Source organism: Methyloligella halotolerans, from assembly GCF_001708935.1.
Taxonomy (GTDB): domain Bacteria; phylum Pseudomonadota; class Alphaproteobacteria; order Rhizobiales; family Methyloligellaceae; genus Methyloligella; species Methyloligella halotolerans.
In genome coordinates this window covers 17,981-32,749 of record NZ_MASI01000007.1, presented here as the reverse complement: position 1 = coordinate 32,749, position 14,769 = coordinate 17,981, and the positions used below count along the sequence as shown (strand labels likewise).

10 protein-coding genes, 1 tRNA gene and 1 pseudogene are annotated in these 14,769 nt (G+C 63.2%); 10 read left to right on the top strand and 2 right to left on the bottom strand.

All coding sequences use genetic code 11. The annotated features are described in order from the left end of the window. The first annotated feature begins 5 nt into the window (after positions 1 to 5). Positions 6 to 1,781: an aspartate--tRNA ligase gene (aspS, locus tag A7A08_RS12205; protein ID WP_069095756.1), complete on the top strand. Its 1,776-nt coding sequence runs from the start codon at positions 6 to 8 to the stop codon at positions 1,779 to 1,781. A gap of 137 nt (positions 1,782 to 1,918) precedes the next feature. Here aspS and A7A08_RS12200 read toward each other — a convergent pair whose 3' ends face one another. Continuing rightward, a complete protein-coding gene (locus A7A08_RS12200) occupies positions 1,919 to 3,118 on the bottom strand; it encodes a DUF2254 domain-containing protein (protein WP_069095755.1) in 1,200 nt (399 codons plus the stop codon). Between the two features lie 209 nt (positions 3,119 to 3,327). Between A7A08_RS12200 and A7A08_RS12195 the strand changes: the two genes are divergently transcribed. Continuing rightward, entirely contained in the window at positions 3,328 to 4,095 is a 768-nt protein-coding gene (locus A7A08_RS12195; protein ID WP_069095754.1) for a hypothetical protein, read from the top strand. Between the two features lie 73 nt (positions 4,096 to 4,168). Beyond that, positions 4,169 to 4,696: a cupin domain-containing protein gene (locus tag A7A08_RS12190; protein WP_208430633.1), complete on the top strand. Its 528-nt coding sequence runs from the start codon at positions 4,169 to 4,171 to the stop codon at positions 4,694 to 4,696. Between the two features lie 45 nt (positions 4,697 to 4,741). Here the strand turns inward: A7A08_RS12190 and A7A08_RS12185 are convergent. Further along, a pseudogene (locus A7A08_RS12185) lies at positions 4,742 to 5,337 on the bottom strand (cation efflux transmembrane domain-containing protein). A gap of 187 nt (positions 5,338 to 5,524) precedes the next feature. Between A7A08_RS12185 and A7A08_RS12175 the strand changes: the two are divergent. The 7 genes from A7A08_RS12175 to A7A08_RS12145 all read left to right on the top strand — a co-directional run bounded on the left by A7A08_RS12175 (position 5,525) and on the right by A7A08_RS12145 (position 14,763). Further along, a complete protein-coding gene (locus tag A7A08_RS12175; protein WP_069095752.1) occupies positions 5,525 to 6,319 on the top strand; it encodes a COG4705 family protein in 795 nt (264 codons plus the stop codon). Positions 6,320 to 6,479: 160 nt separating this feature from the next. After that, positions 6,480 to 6,566 (top strand) — tRNA-Leu (locus tag A7A08_RS12170). A 178-nt stretch (positions 6,567 to 6,744) separates the two neighbouring features. Beyond that, positions 6,745 to 6,966 carry a hypothetical protein gene (locus A7A08_RS12165; protein WP_069095751.1) on the top strand — a complete coding sequence of 74 codons (222 nt, stop codon included), beginning with the start codon at positions 6,745 to 6,747 and terminating at the stop codon, positions 6,964 to 6,966. A 353-nt stretch (positions 6,967 to 7,319) separates the two neighbouring features. Further along, complete coding sequence (locus A7A08_RS12160; RefSeq protein ID WP_083226742.1) at positions 7,320 to 8,963, top strand: arylsulfatase; 1,644 nt, start codon at positions 7,320 to 7,322, stop codon at positions 8,961 to 8,963. 229 nt (positions 8,964 to 9,192) lie between these two features. Beyond that, positions 9,193 to 11,049 (top strand): sulfatase-like hydrolase/transferase, encoded by a 1,857-nt coding sequence (locus tag A7A08_RS12155; protein ID WP_083226741.1) that lies wholly within the window; start codon positions 9,193 to 9,195, stop codon positions 11,047 to 11,049. A 183-nt stretch (positions 11,050 to 11,232) separates the two neighbouring features. Then, positions 11,233 to 12,369, top strand: a complete 1,137-nt coding sequence (locus A7A08_RS12150; RefSeq protein ID WP_069095750.1) for a hypothetical protein — start codon at positions 11,233 to 11,235, stop codon at positions 12,367 to 12,369. Positions 12,370 to 12,498: 129 nt separating this feature from the next. Next, positions 12,499 to 14,763 (top strand): tetratricopeptide repeat protein, encoded by a 2,265-nt coding sequence (locus A7A08_RS12145; protein ID WP_245290924.1) that lies wholly within the window; start codon positions 12,499 to 12,501, stop codon positions 14,761 to 14,763. The last annotated feature ends 6 nt before the right edge of the window (positions 14,764 to 14,769 follow it).

Sequence of the window (14,769 nt, the reverse complement as noted above, 5' to 3'; positions counted from 1 at the left end):
TTGCCATGCATCCCTTCCGCACCACGACCTGCGGCGCGCTTCGCGAGCAGAATGTCGGCGAAACGGTCCGTCTTTCGGGCTGGGTGCACCGCCTGCGCGACCACGGCGGGCTGTTGTTCATCGACCTGCGCGACCATTACGGGCTGACCCAGTGTGTCGCCGATCCCGAATCTCCGGCCTTCGCCCAGGCTGAGAAGCTGAAGGCGGAGTGGGTGGTCAGGATCGACGGCGAGGTGGTGGCCCGCGAGGCGGAGACCGTGAATCCCAACCTGCCCACCGGCCAGGTCGAGGTGCGGATCAAGGCGATCGAGGTTCTGTCGGAATCGGCCGAGCTTCCGCTGCCGGTGTTCGGCGAGCCGGACTATCCGGAAGAGACGCGGCTCAAATACCGTTTCCTGGATCTTCGCCGGGAAACGCTGCACGCCAATATCATGAAGCGCCAGGCGATCATCTGGTCGATCCGCAATCGAATGCGCGATGCCGGCTTTTTCGAGTTTCAGACGCCGATCCTGACCGCTTCCTCGCCGGAAGGGGCGCGGGACTACCTGGTGCCGAGCCGGGTCCATCCGGGCAAGTTCTATGCGTTGCCCCAGGCGCCGCAGCAGTTCAAGCAGCTCATCATGATGGGCGGGTTCGATCGCTACTTCCAGATCGCGCCGTGCTTCCGGGACGAGGATGCGCGCGCCGACCGTTCGCCCGGCGAGTTCTACCAGCTCGATATCGAGATGAGCTTCGCTACCCAGGACGACGTGTTCGAAGCCGTCGAGCCCATGCTGCGCGGTCTCTTCGAGGAGTTCGGCGACGGGCTCCCAGTCACCCAGAAATTCCCGCAGATTCCCTACCGGGAGGCCATGCGGAAATACGGCACCGATAAGCCGGACCTGCGCAACCCGATCGAGATGGAAGACGTCTCGGAGCATTTCCGCGGCTCCGGCTTCAAGATCTTCGCCGGCATGCTGGAGAGCGATCAGAACGCGCGTGTCTGGGCCATTCCCGCCAAGGGTGGCGGTTCCCGCGCCTTCTGCGACCGGATGAACTCCTGGGCGCAGAGCGAAGGGCAGCCGGGCCTCGGCTACATCTTCTTCCGCGATGGCGAAGGGGCGGGGCCTGTCGCCAAGAATATCGGCGAGGAGCGCACTGCCGCGATTCGCGACCAACTCGGCCTGGGCGATGGCGATGCGGTCTTCTTCGTGGCCGGCCTGCCGGCGGAGTTTGCCGACTTCGCGGGGCGTGCCCGGGTGAAGGCGGGCAACGATCTGGAGCTCACCGAGAAGGAGCAGTTCAAGTTCTGCTGGATCGTCGACTTCCCCATGTACGAGCTGACGGATGAGGGCGAGGTCGACTTCTCTCACAATCCCTTCTCCATGCCGCAAGGGGGAATGGAGGCGCTGGAGAACGAGGACCCGCTCGAGATCAAGGCCTTCCAGTACGACATCGTCTGCAACGGCGTAGAGCTGTCGTCGGGTGCGATCCGGAATCACAAGCCGGAGATCATGCAGAAGGCTTTCGAGATCGCCGGCTATTCTAGGGAAGAGCTGGAGAAGGAATTCGGCGGCATGCTGCGCGCCCTGCAATACGGCGCACCGCCCCATGGCGGCATCGCTCCGGGCGTCGACCGCATCGTCATGCTTCTGTGCGGCGAGGAGAATCTCCGCGAAGTTGTGATGTTCCCCATGAACCAGCAGGCCGAAGACCTGCTCATGGGGGCGCCGTCGGAGGTTTCGCCGGAGCAGCTCAAGGAGCTGAACATCAAGGTCGTCCCGCCGAAGGTGGCGAAGTAGCCGAGGCGGAAAACCGAATCGCGAGAATCGGTTGCCGGGTCGTCCTGACACGGCGCCTTAAGGGAGCGGCTTCTCCTTGATCGCTGCCACGGCGGACTTGGCCTGTTCGAGAATCTCCTCGTCGTCTAGAGCCGCGGTCATGTCGGCGAGGACGCTTCGGCGTGCTGCAGCAGAACGGCCCGCTGTGGCGGCGAGGATTCCTGGGCGAGCTGATTGAGGTTCTCGATCAGCCGGTACTGCACCGAGGGGGACCCCTTGGCGTAGTGGCGGATCTTCACGAAGGACGCATCCACCATCGATTTGAAGTCGTATCGCGGCGTGATCAGCCGGACCTTGTCCTCGTCGTCCATCCAGCGGTTCTTGGTCTCGCCCCGGCGCATGATGCGCTCAAGCGAGGTGGAGAGGCGGTTGACCACGGCGATCGCCGTGAACGGATCGGCCATGGACGGAGACAGGGCCCGGAGCGCCACCTCCACCAGCTGATGGATGTAGTAGTTGAGATCCTGCACCGAGTTCGTCGCGGTGCCCTGGACGAGCGCGCCCTGCATCTTCTCGACGAGCTCGTCGGTGACCGCCTCGGGCGGGGCGACGGAGGCGAAGGTCGCGCCCTGGATGCCGTGGTCGCCGGCGACGACATCAAGCCGGATGATGGCGTTGGCGTCTGCCGCCGCCCGCACCAATGCGCTGTGATCGATGCTCTGGATGTAGCCGCTGCGCGGCAGCGCGACGGCTGTCGATTTCTTGGGAAACTTCGTGGGCTCGGGCGTGTCCTGATCGTCCCGCGACGGAAGCAGACGCTCGATCTCCGCGTCGAGGATCGCGCCGACCTGGACCACCACATTGTCGGCGATGATAGAGCGGGCCAGGTGATGCACGAAGATCAGCAGTGCGACGACGTTGATCAGGATCAGCGCGGTGCCGATGGCGACCGCGAGGTTCGGCGCCTGATCGCCCGAGAGGTACGAGGCGCGCAGGACCAGGATCAGGTAGACGACGGTCGACACCATCAGCCCGAGGGAGAACTGGGTGCGCCGGTCGCCCATGAAGCCGCGGATCAATCTGGGGCCGAGCTGCTGCGCGGCCAGGGTCAGCACGACCATGGTGATTGAGATCGCCAGGGTCGCCATTGTGATGATGGCCGCGACGAGATTGGAGAGGAAGTGGGAGGCGCTCTCGGCGCTGCCGCTATAGAGATACCAGGGCGGGTTGTCGCCGAGCTGCCAATCGACCTGGATCGCCAGCAGGGCCGCGACCACGGCGATGACCACCATCACCATGGGCAGGGCCCATAGGCTGGACACCAGACGCCGCCAGAACGCGAGCAGGCGGTTCATCATCGCTTCGGCTCCCGTTGGCGATACGGGTGCGGTGGACGAATGGTCGTTTGGGGCCCGCGCGAACGCGGTTTGGCGAATCTGTTCAAGAAAATGCCTTGTCCGGTTCAAAGTTTGATTCAGGCGCGGTTGCGCCGCATCTGGCGACAAGTCTAGCCGACGAGCCTTCGGAAAATGCTAACCTCCGACGCTGGGGTTAGGGAGAAGGTTCCGTGGCGCTGTCGGATCACGTCTTCAATTATTGCGAGCGCGGCCAGGACCCGGGGATCTGGGCGGAGCCCCTCAACGCCCTCACCAATGGCGGCTTTCTGCTTGCGGCCGTCGTGGCGCTGGGACTCCTGCTGCGCCGGCCCGCCGCGGCGAGAAGCGCCGACCATTATCTCCTGATCGGGCTGGTGTTCATCATCGGGCTGGGCAGCCTTGCCTTCCATCTCTTCGCGACCAAAGGGACTGGTCTGGCCGATACGATCCCCATCGGTTTGTTCATGCTGATCTATCTCGCCTTCGCCCTGAACCGGTTCCTTCAGGTGCCGCCTGGCTGGACCACGCTGCTGGTGATCGCCTTCGCCGCTGCCGGCGCGGGAGCCATGCAGCTTCGCTGCTTCGCGGGCGGGATCGGGTTTCCGGGGGAAGGTGTCGATTCCGGGACGTGCCTGAACGGGAGCGTGGGGTATCTGCCGGCGCTTCTGGCCATGCTCATCGTGGGCGGCCTGGTCTGGGCTCGCGGATTGGCGGCAGGACGGTTCATCCTCTGGGCGGCGCTCGTCTTCGCTGTTTCCGTCACCTTCCGCTCTCTCGACATGGTGTTGTGCGACACCCTGGTTTTCGATGGGCACAGGGTCGGCACTCATGTCGTGTGGCATCTTCTGAACGCCGTTACCTTGTTCCTGTTGCTGCTCGCCAGTTTCCGGGCGGGGGAGGCTGCCCCGCTATCGGATCGTCTTGATCGGCGGGATGCGGAGGGCAAGACACTGCTTTAGGAGTGCTCTATCGCCCTAGAAGGGCGGAGCATCGCGATGCGACGAAGATCAGAACCAGAGGATTCAAGCAGGCATGACATCAGACGCACCGAAATCGGGCTCCCCCATTCGCCGGATCGTGACGGGCGAGCGGCCGGACGGTGCGTCCGTTCTGGTGAGCGACGAGGTCGTGGACGCGATTCAGGTACCGCTGCTGCCCGGCGCCCAGTTCTTCAGCCTTTGGGGCAGCGATGCAGCACCGACGCTGCCCAATGCCGGAGGCGAACCGGATTTCTCCAAGTGGTTTCCGCCGCCGGGCGGTTTCCGGTTTCAGATGATCGTGCTGCCCCCGGCGGGCGCCGAGGCGGACCCCAATCTCGACATGAAGCAGGCGCTGCGGGAGACCGAGGCGAAGCTGCCGGGCATGATCACCAAGATGGATCCGAAGGATCCAGGCATGCACCAGACCGACAGTATCGATCTCATCTTCGTCACGAGCGGGGCGTGCGAGCTGGAGCTTGGCGATGGTACCAAGGTGCCGGTCGGGACGGGGGAGGCGGTGGTGCAGAACGGCCCGCGCATGCCTGGCGCAATCCCCATGACGAGCCCTGCAGCCTGCTGACCGTCACCCTTGGTGCGAAGCGCAACGGTTGACCCCATCGGCCCGTCAGCTCTGGGCTTCCCTGTGCTCTTCGCGGGCGGCTTCGAATATTTCCCGTGCAGCATCGAGATTGAGCAGGAAGATGCCGAGTCCGACGATGAGGTCCGGCCAGCCCGAGAGCGTCGCGGCGGTGACGAAGCCCGCTGCGATGATGGCGATGTTGGCGTAGGCGTCGTTTCGGGCGGAAAGGAAGGCGGCCTTGGTCAGGCTACCGCTATGGCTCCGGAACCGCACGAGCATCAGGCGCAGATGACATTGACGGCGAGGGCGCCGAGTCCCGTGGCCGACAGGATGAAGGGTTCGGGGGGCGACAGGTCCTGAAACTTGGTCCAGGCCTGCCACAGCGTCGCCAAGCTCGGAACGAGAAGGATTGCGGCGAGGACCATGCCCAGACGCGCGCGGTTGCGCAGGGACCAGTTCAGGGCCAGCAGGATGAGAAGGTTGACGGAGGCGTCTTCCAGGAAGTCCACGCTGTCGGCGAACAGGGCTACGGAGCCGATGGTCAGAGCGACGGCGAACTCCACCCCGAAATAGCCGAGGTTCAGGAGAGCGACTCGCTTGACGGCCTGACGAAGCTCTGGCCCGCCTTCGGGTTTATCCATGGGTCTTTGTTCCGCTCCGGCGATCGAGATCTCCGATTTCGCCGCCGATCAGTTCTATCCTCCAGCCCTTATCTTGGACATCGCCTTCATCCTAGCCATGGCCTTCATCCTAGACATGGCCTTCCCAATATATTTACAGCAGGTGGCAGCAGCGGAAGCAGCTTCCACGCGATCTAGGAGACCCTGAATGGACAACCATGAGGGCGGACGAGCGGACGGGGCCCATGGCAGCAAAGTGCCGGCCGTCACGCTCGGGTTCTGGATTATCAAGATCGCCGCCACGACTCTTGGAGAAACTGGCGGCGATACTGCATCGATGTCCTTGGGGCTGGGCTACGCACTCGGAACCGTAATCTTCCTGTCACTACTGATCGTTCTGGTCTCGATGCAGATCGCGGCGAAGAAATTTCATCCATTTCTCTATTGGGCGACGATCGTCGCTTCGACGACCGTGGGCACGACCCTAGCGGATTTTGCGGATCGCTCGCTCGGTATCGGTTATGCGGGCGGCTCGGTAATCTTGCTGACGGGCCTGCTGATAGTCTTGGCGGCTTGGTATCGCATCGAGGGTTCGATTGCTGTCGAGACGGTCAGCGAGCCCCGGGTTGAAGCGTTCTATTGGACCGCTATCACTCTGTCCCAGACGCTTGGTACGGCCCTCGGCGATTGGACGGCGGATTCCGGGCTCGGCTATGGCGGGGCCGCGTTGGTCTTCGGCGGCCTTATCCTGATCGTCGTCCTGCTCTATTTCCGGTCGAATCTCTCCCGTGCGGGACTTTTTTGGGCCGCGTTCATCTTGACCCGGCCGCTCGGCGCGACCGTGGGCGACTTTCTCGACAAACCGCTGGACCAGGGCGGTTTAGCTCTGAGCCGTCCCATCGCTTCGCTGGTTTTGGGGGCATTCATCGTTGCCTGCATATTGGTGCTCCCTCAGCGCTCTGCCGAGCGAGTCCGGACAGCCGCACCACCGGAGACGCGGTAGAATCGATGCGAGAACGTCGCGAGGCGTCCAGGTCCGCCGTCCCTTCATGACGTTCGCCTTCTTTCAACCGGGTATGCAAGCGCGCCCAAAAACGGCAAAACAGCGTGATTGCGCCGCCACCGAATGTGGGTGGCCGGCCCGGAACGTGCAGAGGCGCAATGCGGACGTGGTGGAATTGGTAGACACACAGGACTTAAAATCCTGAGGGCGAAAGCCCGTGCGGGTTCGACCCCCGCCGTCCGCACCAGCCTCGGCTCTCGAGTGTGACGCTTCTCCGACATTAACGACACGCGCCCGTGATCTTCCGTGCTCGTATTCGCACCGCGTTGTGATGGCGCTCGACCGAGGTGTGACCACCGCCGGCCAATGGCGCTGATACGATTCCTTCGTTCGAAACACCCCCCAGCCCAACGAAGGAAAACCAAATGAAACAGCTTCTCCTCGCCGCCGCCCTGATCGGCGCGTTCACGGCTCCGGCTTTCGCCATGGCCGGTCCGTTCTACATCATGTTCGACAACGACAAGGGCACCTGCTCGATGGCGACGAAGGTGCCGTCGGACACCGACAAGTTCGCCATGATGGGCACCTACAAGACCGAGAAGGATGCGCATATGGCCATGGAAGGCATGACCAAGTGCCACAAATAGCGCGACCGAATAATTTCTGACTGTATTACGGCAGCGGCCGTCCCCGGATCGGGGGCGGCCGTTTCCATGTCTTCCGGGCTGTCTTGCGGGCGAAGCCCTCCCACCGCTCATGCAAAAAGTGAACAGGGTACGCATCCGGCCGATGCTAATATGGTCGGCGGTTGGCCCCGCACGTCGCGCGGCGGCGTCACGGTCAGGACGGCGCTATCTACGGCGGCTGGGCAGCTCGCCACCCGAGCATACTTTCACGCGTCATCGGGCGACGGGCGATGGGGATTGGCGCCAATACAAACGTGCGCGGTCAAGGACCGCGAAGATGGGGACGGAGGCCATTGTGATCTAAGGAGGAGATAATGAAAGTTGCAGCCTTGGCGGCCCTCTTTCTCTCGGCCGCTTTCGTCCTCTCCAGTCCGGCTTTGGCCCAGACCCCGGAGGACACGGAGAAATCCGCGAATTCGGAGACTTCGGAACAACCGGCAAAGCCGAACATCCTCGTGATCTGGGGCGATGACATCGGCCTCTGGAACGTCAGCCACAACAATCGCGGGATGATGGGCTACGAAACGCCCAATATTGACCGCATCGCCGACGAAGGCCTGTCCTTCACCGACTATTACGCGCAGCAATCCTGCACGGCCGGCCGCGCCGCCTTCATCGGAGGCAACGTTCCGGTGCGCACCGGGATGACGAAGGTGGGGCTGCCCGGCGCCAAGGAGGGCTGGCAGGACTCCGACGTCACCATCGCCACGGTGATGAAGAGCCTCGGATATTCGACCGGCCAGTTCGGCAAGAACCATCAGGGCGACCGCAACGAGCATCTACCGACGGTGCATGGGTTCGATATGTTCTTCGGCAATCTCTACCACCTGAACGCGGAAGAAGAGCCGGAGCATCGCGACTATCCCAAGGATCCTAAATTCAAAGCGAGATTCGGGCCGCGCGGGGTGTTGAAATGCACTGCGACCGAGGAGGTCTCGACGAGAGAGGACGACCCCCGCTTCGGCGCCTGGGGCAAGCAGGAATGCGAGGACACCGGGGCGCTGACGCGAAAGCGGATGGAGACCATCGACGACGAGACCGTCGCCGCTGCGAAGGATTTCATCAAGCAGGCGGTCAGCGACGGCGAGCCATTCTTCGTCTGGTGGAACGGCACCCGCATGCATCTCTATACCCACGTCAAGAAGGAGCATACGGGCCTGTCGGGACCGAGCGGCAACGAGTATCACGACGGCATGGTCGAGCATGACATGCATGTCGGCGAGCTGCTCGATCTGCTCGACGAGCTCGGCATCGCCGACAACACGGTGGTGATGTATTCCACCGATAACGGGCCGCATTACAACGGCTGGCCGGATGGCGGCACCACGATGTTCCGCTCCGAGAAGAATTCCAACTGGGAAGGCGCCTACCGTGTGCCGACCTTCTTCCGCTGGCCCGGGCATTTCCCGGCGGACAAGACCCTCAACGGCATCGTCGGCCACGAGGACATGCTGCCGACCTTCGCCGCGATCGGCGGGGATCCGGAGATGAAGGCCAAGCTCCTCGAAGGCGTCGAACTGGAGGGGAGGAACTACCGGAACTACATCGATGGCATCAACATGCTGGACTACTTCACCGGCGCTGTGGAGGACTCCCCCCGGCACGAGATGGTCTACGTAAATGACGATGGCGCGATCGTCGCCATGCGCTATGACGACTGGAAGGCGGTCTTCCAGGAGCAGCGCGCCGAGGGGCTGCAGCTATGGCGTGAGCCGTTCGTCGAGCTGCGGGTCCCGCTCCTGTTCAATTTGCGGCGTGATCCGTTCGAGAGAGCGCAGCACAATTCGAACACCTACAACGACTGGTTCTTGCAACGGGCATTCGTGGTCGTGCCGCTCCAGGCCATAGCCACCAGGTTCCTCCAGACGATGGAGGACTATCCGCCGAGCCAGAGTCCAGGTTCGTTCAACCTGGAGAAGGTTCAGAAGCAGATCGAAAACGCGGCCAGCGGCCAATAACCGATCCGCCGACAGCTTCGAATATTCGGACGGCCGCCCCTGCTCGCGGGGCGGCCGTCTCCAATTTAACGCTCCGTTTGGGATGCCGACCGACCTGCGGTTGATGTGCGAGGCAGGGCTGCAATAATGCCGCGATACAGAAATGCGATTCGATCCATGGGGGTGTTGTCATCGTGCTGTTCAGCCTCTCGAGGAGACTAATTGCGAGACGTTTTGGGAGAGAGGCATCATGACACGATTTTGGCTGGCCGCCGCGGCGGCCCTGGCGCTGCTCTGTTCGGCCAGCGTCGGCGCCTCGGCGCAGGATAGCGAAAGCTCCACCGCGCCGGACGAGGGCATCAGCGCTGCCGCAACCACGCAGCCCTTGGAGGCTTCGGGCACGAACATTCGCGGCGCCACAACGGGCCCGACCGATGCGCCGGGCTACGATCATCCCGACCAGTACATTCACCTGAACACCGTGAAGCCCGCGCCCAACATGTACGGCGTGATCCAGCATCCGGAGCAGGATAAGGAAGCCGCCGACAAGCTCGCCAAGTTCATCGAGAAGAACGGCGGCAAGAAGCCGAACTTCCTGGTCTTCCTGCTGGACGATGTCGGCTGGATGGACCCGGGCTTCAATGGCGGCGGCATCGCCGTCGGTCATCCGACGCCGAACATGGACGCGCTGGCTGCGGATGGGCTTGTGCTGACCTCGGCCTATTCCACGCCGTCCTGCAGCCCGAGCCGCGCCACGATCCACACCGGTCAGATTCCGTTGCATCACGGTCTGCTGCGGCCGCCGATGTATGGCGAGCCCGGGGGGCTCGACGGCGCCGTCACCATGCCGGAGGTCCTGAAGAAGCTCGGCTACACCACGCAAGGCGTCGGCAAGTGGCATATGGGCGAGAACAAAGGCTCGCTGCCGCAGAATGTCGGCTACGACAATTACCGCGGCTTCCTCGGCGTCTCGGACATGTACACCGAGTGGCGCGATATGTACTTCAACCCCGAAATCGCGCTGAGCCCCGCTCGCTTCAAGATGATGCAGGAGAAGGGCTTCAGTCACTACGATGTGAACTGCAGCCCGTCGGACAAGGACAAGTGCGAAGACCTGAAGCTCATCGATCTCGACTACATCAAGGAACTGGACGAGGTCTGGACCAAGGTCAGCACGGATTTCATCGAGAAGCAGAAGGATAGCGACAAGCCGTTCTTCCTGTATCACGCGACCCGGGGCTGCCATTTCGACAACTATCCGAACAAGGAATGGGCCGGCAAATCGCGGGCCCGCACGGTCTATAGCGACTGCATGGTCCACATGGACGATGTGTTCAAGCGGCTGGTCGACAAGCTGAAGGAGACCGGACAGCTTGAGAACACCATCATCCTGCTGACCTCGGATAACGGTCCGGAATGCGAGATCCCGCCCCACGGCCAGACGCCGTTCCGCGGCTGCAAGGGATCCAGCTGGGAGGGCGGCGTGCGTGCGCCCATGTTCGTCTATTGGAAGGACATGATCGCCCCGCGCCGTTCGGAAGGGCTGTTCGATCAGGCCGATATCTTCAACACCTTCATCGGCATCGCCGGGGCGCCGGGCAAGGAGCTGGCCAAATACGTGCCGTCCAAGCGCTATGTCGACGGTGTCGACCAGACCGGCTTCCTGCTTGCCACCGAAGGCCAGTCGGCTCGCAAGGCGCGCATCTATACGTTGAACCAGTATCTGTCGGCCGTGCGGGTGGACGAATTCAAGGTCACCATCACAGCCGAACTCGAGGACGGGTTCTTCAAGCGCGGCTACACGGGCGGGTTCTCCGGACCGGTGACGACCGATACGGGCGGTGCCGTCATGGTGAACCTCTACACCAACCCGAAAGAGGATGTGAGCATCGGCGTCCGGCATCTTCCGCTGACGGTGCCGGTCGGCTACGCGCTTGGCGACTACATGCTCGAGCTGGAGAAATATCCGCCGAAATTCTCCACCAGCTTCCTGTCCAACAATCCGCCCATGTACGACATGATTCCGGAGGTCAAGGAAGACGCGACGATGAGCCTGGAGCTGTGGAAGGAGAACGAGGAGAAGAAGCTGAAGACCAACGCCGAATAGGCGCTTTGTTCTCCTGAGCTAGCGGCCTTCGACGGCCCCCGGCTTCGCGGCGCCGGACTGTGGCGCAGCGAACACAGACGATCCAGATTCCTGCCTTGGCAGGCGGTAAGGGGAGCGCGAATCTCGGCGCTCCCCTTATTATTTCCGGCATGGTCCTGATCCAGGAATCCCGGGGGAACGGAAATGGTGTGGAGAGTTTGGGGACTCTCGCTCGGCCTGCTCCTGCTGCCATTTCTGGCGGCGGATGGCGCGAAGGCCGAGAGCGCGACAATCGAGGGCGTCCAGGGTTGGGAGTACGAAGTCGGTTCCTACGCCTGGGCGATCTGGGTTGACGGGGACGTCAGCGCGAACGACCTGGAGTTCGATGTCTACGCCACGCCTGGAGACCTGATCGACGCGGCGAAGTTCGGACTGACCACCACGTTCGAGGCCCGCAAGGACCGGTTCACCTTCTACGCGGACATCCTCTATGCGGATTTCGGCATGGACGGCGATGTGGTGGGCGAGATCGACCTGCCGGCCGATCTGACGCTCCAGGCCAACGCCGCGGCCTATCTCGATTACCGCTTCGGCGTCTATCAGGCCGGCGCTCTCTACGAGGTCTACGACCTGCCGTCGGCCTATGGCGACACCAAGATCTCGTTCGGTGGCGGGGCGCGGTGGGTCCGCCAGGAAGCCGATCTGGGGATCTCGCTCGGGATCTCGACCAACCGGAGCCTGGCAAGCTGGCTCGATCGGATCGAGACGCGGATCAACAGGATCGAGGACCGACAGGAGCGAACGGAGACGCTGGCGCAGCTGAACACCTTGCGGGACAGGCTTTTGAATCGCCGGATCTCGCGCGCCTCCTCCAAAGACGCGCAGCAACGGGCCGAACGGCTGGAGAACCGGCTCAGCCGGGTGGATCGGCGTGGCCAGGCTCTTGCCGCGATCGAGGCGGTGCAGGACTTCCGGCTCGCGCTTCTGCAGCGGCAACTCGTCCTTTCGAACGGCGGCGGCGACGGAAATTACGCATTCGCAACGACTGGTGTGATGCAATGGGTCGATCCGGTGATCGCGACCCGCGTGTCCCATGAATTCAAGGACGGCGAGGCGGTCACCTTCACGGGCGATATTGGCGGCTTCAACGCCGATCGCAATCTAAGCTGGCAAGTACAGCTGACATATGACCGGGAAGGGACCCTGTTTGGCTTCGACACCACCAGCTCTATCGGCTATCGCGCCCTCGGATTGCTTTACGACGACAGAGATTTCGGCGGCAGCCGGGGGGTGGACGTGGTGCTGCACGGCCCGGTCGCGGAGATCGCCTTCCGCTGGTGAGTTTTGATGTCCCGGCGCCTTCCAGATTGGATTGGGGCTGGTCTGCAGAAGCTCCGCGGGGCGGCTGCTTTCCTACTGCGTCCGCTTACCCTCGCGATTTTCGCACTCATCCTTCTCGGTGTTGGATCGGTGGCAAGCTGGCAAGACGCTGTGCTGGCCAGTCCTCCGAAGCCGGAGTCCTCGGGGCTTCATTTCGTCGGGACCGAGACCTGCGCCGGATGTCACGAGGCCGCGGGCACCGCATGGGCACCGTCCCAGCATGCCCACGCCATGGACCATGCGACGGACGCGACCGTGCTGGGCGATTTCGACGACGCCAGCTTCGACTATTTCGGCACGACGTCCCGCTTCTTCAAAAAGGACGGCAAGTTCTTCGTCGAGACCGATGGCCGGGACGGCAAGCTCGGCACGTTCGAGGTGAAGTACACTTTCGGCCTCGATCCCTTGCAGCAATATCTGGTGGCGTTTCCTGATGGCCGTATCCAGGCCCTGCCGCTCGCCTGGGATAGCCGGCCTAAAGCGGAGGGCGGCCAGCGCTGGTTCCACCTCTATCCCGACGAGCATATCGATCACGCCGATCAGCTCCATTGGACGAAGCTGGAGCAGAACTGGAATTTCATGTGCGCCGAGTGCCACTCGACGGGCGTGAAGAAGAACTACGATTCCAACACCGACAGGTTCGCCACCTCCTGGAAGGAGATCAGCGTCGGCTGCGAGGCGTGTCACGGTAAAGGCTCCGGCCACGTCGCATGGGCAAAAGGCGAGGGCGACCGCGACGATCCCAAGAAGGGCTTGGTTGCGCTGTTCGACGAACGGGACGGCGTTTCCTGGCACCAAGATCCCGAGACCGGGCTGCCGGTGCGGAGCAAGCCTCCGAAACCCTTGCGGGTGGAGGTCGAGACCTGCGGCCGCTGCCACGCCTTGCGCTCACAGATCTCCGAGGATTGGGAGCCTGGCCAGCCGCTCTCCGACACCCACTTGGCGAATCTCATCTCCGAAGGGGCCTTCCAGGCCGACGGGCAGATGGAGGGAGAGGTCTTCAATTACGGCTCGTTCAAGCAGAGCAAGATGTTCGCCGCGGGGGTGACGTGCAGCGATTGCCACGAGCCTCACAGCGGGCATCTGCGGGCGAAGGGCGAGGCGGTCTGCCTTCAATGCCATTCGGCAGACCTCGCTACCAAAAGCCATACCCATCACAGCCAAGTGGTGGCTTCGGAGCGGCCGGACTGCATCTCCTGCCACATGCCCGCCCACACCTTCATGGTGATCGATGAGCGCCACGATCACAGCTTCCGCATCCCGCGCCCCGATCTTTCCGTGGAGCTCGGCACGTCCAATGCCTGTAACGACTGCCATCAGGACAAGTCGCCGGCCTGGGCGGCCACGGCGATCGAGGAATGGTTCGGGCCGGAACGGAAAGGCTTCCAGACCTACGGGGCGGCGTTCCATCATCTATGGGAAGGCAAACCGGGTGCGGCTGACGAACTCGCCGCGGTGGCTCGGGACGGAACCTTGCCCGGCTTCGTGCGGGGTAGCGCCTTGGCCGCGCTTCCACCGCCGCTGACCGAGAAGACGTTCCAGGCCGCCCAGGCGGCGCTCTCCGATCCCGATCCCATCGTCCGGCTCGGGGCGCTGGAGAGCCTGAGCACCCTGCCGCCCGATCAGGCCTGGCCTGTGGTCTCGCCGCTGCTCGACGATCCGGTTCGCAGCGTGCGAATGCGGGCGGGCGAGCTTCTGGCGGGGGCGCCGCTCGATGCTCTTTCCCGGCGCCAAAAGGATGCCCTGAAGCGGGCTCAGGAGGCATTCGTCGCCGCTCAGAATTTGAACGCGGACCGGCCGGAATCCCGCGGGCGTCTGGCAGATTTCTACGTTCGCCAAGGGCGGCTCGACGAGGCCGAGCAGGAGTACGAAGCCGCGCTCAGGCTCAATCCGGCCTACGGAACTGCGGCGGTCAATCTCGCCGATCTCTATCGCCGGCAGGGGCAGGACGAGAAAGGCGCGGAGGTTTTGCGAAAGGCCATAGAAGCCGCACCGGAAGAGGGGGCGATCTACCATGCTCTCGGCCTGACATTGGTCCGCCTGAAGCAGCAGGAGGAAGCGCTGGAGGCCTTGAAGAAGGCCGCCGAGCTGGCGCCCGACCGGCCGCGCTTCGCCTATGTCTATGCGGTGGGGCTCAACTCCATGGGCCGGAAGCAGGAAGCGATGACGGTTCTGGAGGAGAGCCTGGAGCGGCATCCCCACGACCGGGAGACGCTGATGATGCTGCTCAACTTCGCCAGCGAGACCGGCCAGATGGACAAGGCGCTGGTCTACGCGGAGCGGCTTGCGGAGATCGATCCCGACAATCAGGAGCTTCAGACCCTGATCCAGGCGCTGAAGGCAAGGTCGCGCTGAGGGTCC

Bases quoted from the DNA above. Each gene is read 5' to 3' on its own strand.
- aspS (WP_069095756.1), top strand. From the start codon at position 6: ATGCATCCCTTCCGCACCACGACCTGCGGCGCGCTTCGCGAGCAGAAT.
- A7A08_RS12200 (WP_069095755.1), bottom strand. From the start codon at position 3,118: ATGATGAACCGCCTGCTCGCGTTCTGGCGGCGTCTGGTGTCCAGCCTA.
- A7A08_RS12190 (WP_208430633.1), top strand. From the start codon at position 4,169: ATGACATCAGACGCACCGAAATCGGGCTCCCCCATTCGCCGGATCGTG.
- A7A08_RS12175 (WP_069095752.1), top strand. From the start codon at position 5,525: ATGGACAACCATGAGGGCGGACGAGCGGACGGGGCCCATGGCAGCAAA.
- A7A08_RS12165 (WP_069095751.1), top strand. From the start codon at position 6,745: ATGAAACAGCTTCTCCTCGCCGCCGCCCTGATCGGCGCGTTCACGGCT.
- A7A08_RS12160 (WP_083226742.1), top strand. From the start codon at position 7,320: ATGAAAGTTGCAGCCTTGGCGGCCCTCTTTCTCTCGGCCGCTTTCGTC.
- A7A08_RS12155 (WP_083226741.1), top strand. From the start codon at position 9,193: ATGACACGATTTTGGCTGGCCGCCGCGGCGGCCCTGGCGCTGCTCTGT.
- A7A08_RS12150 (WP_069095750.1), top strand. From the start codon at position 11,233: ATGGTGTGGAGAGTTTGGGGACTCTCGCTCGGCCTGCTCCTGCTGCCA.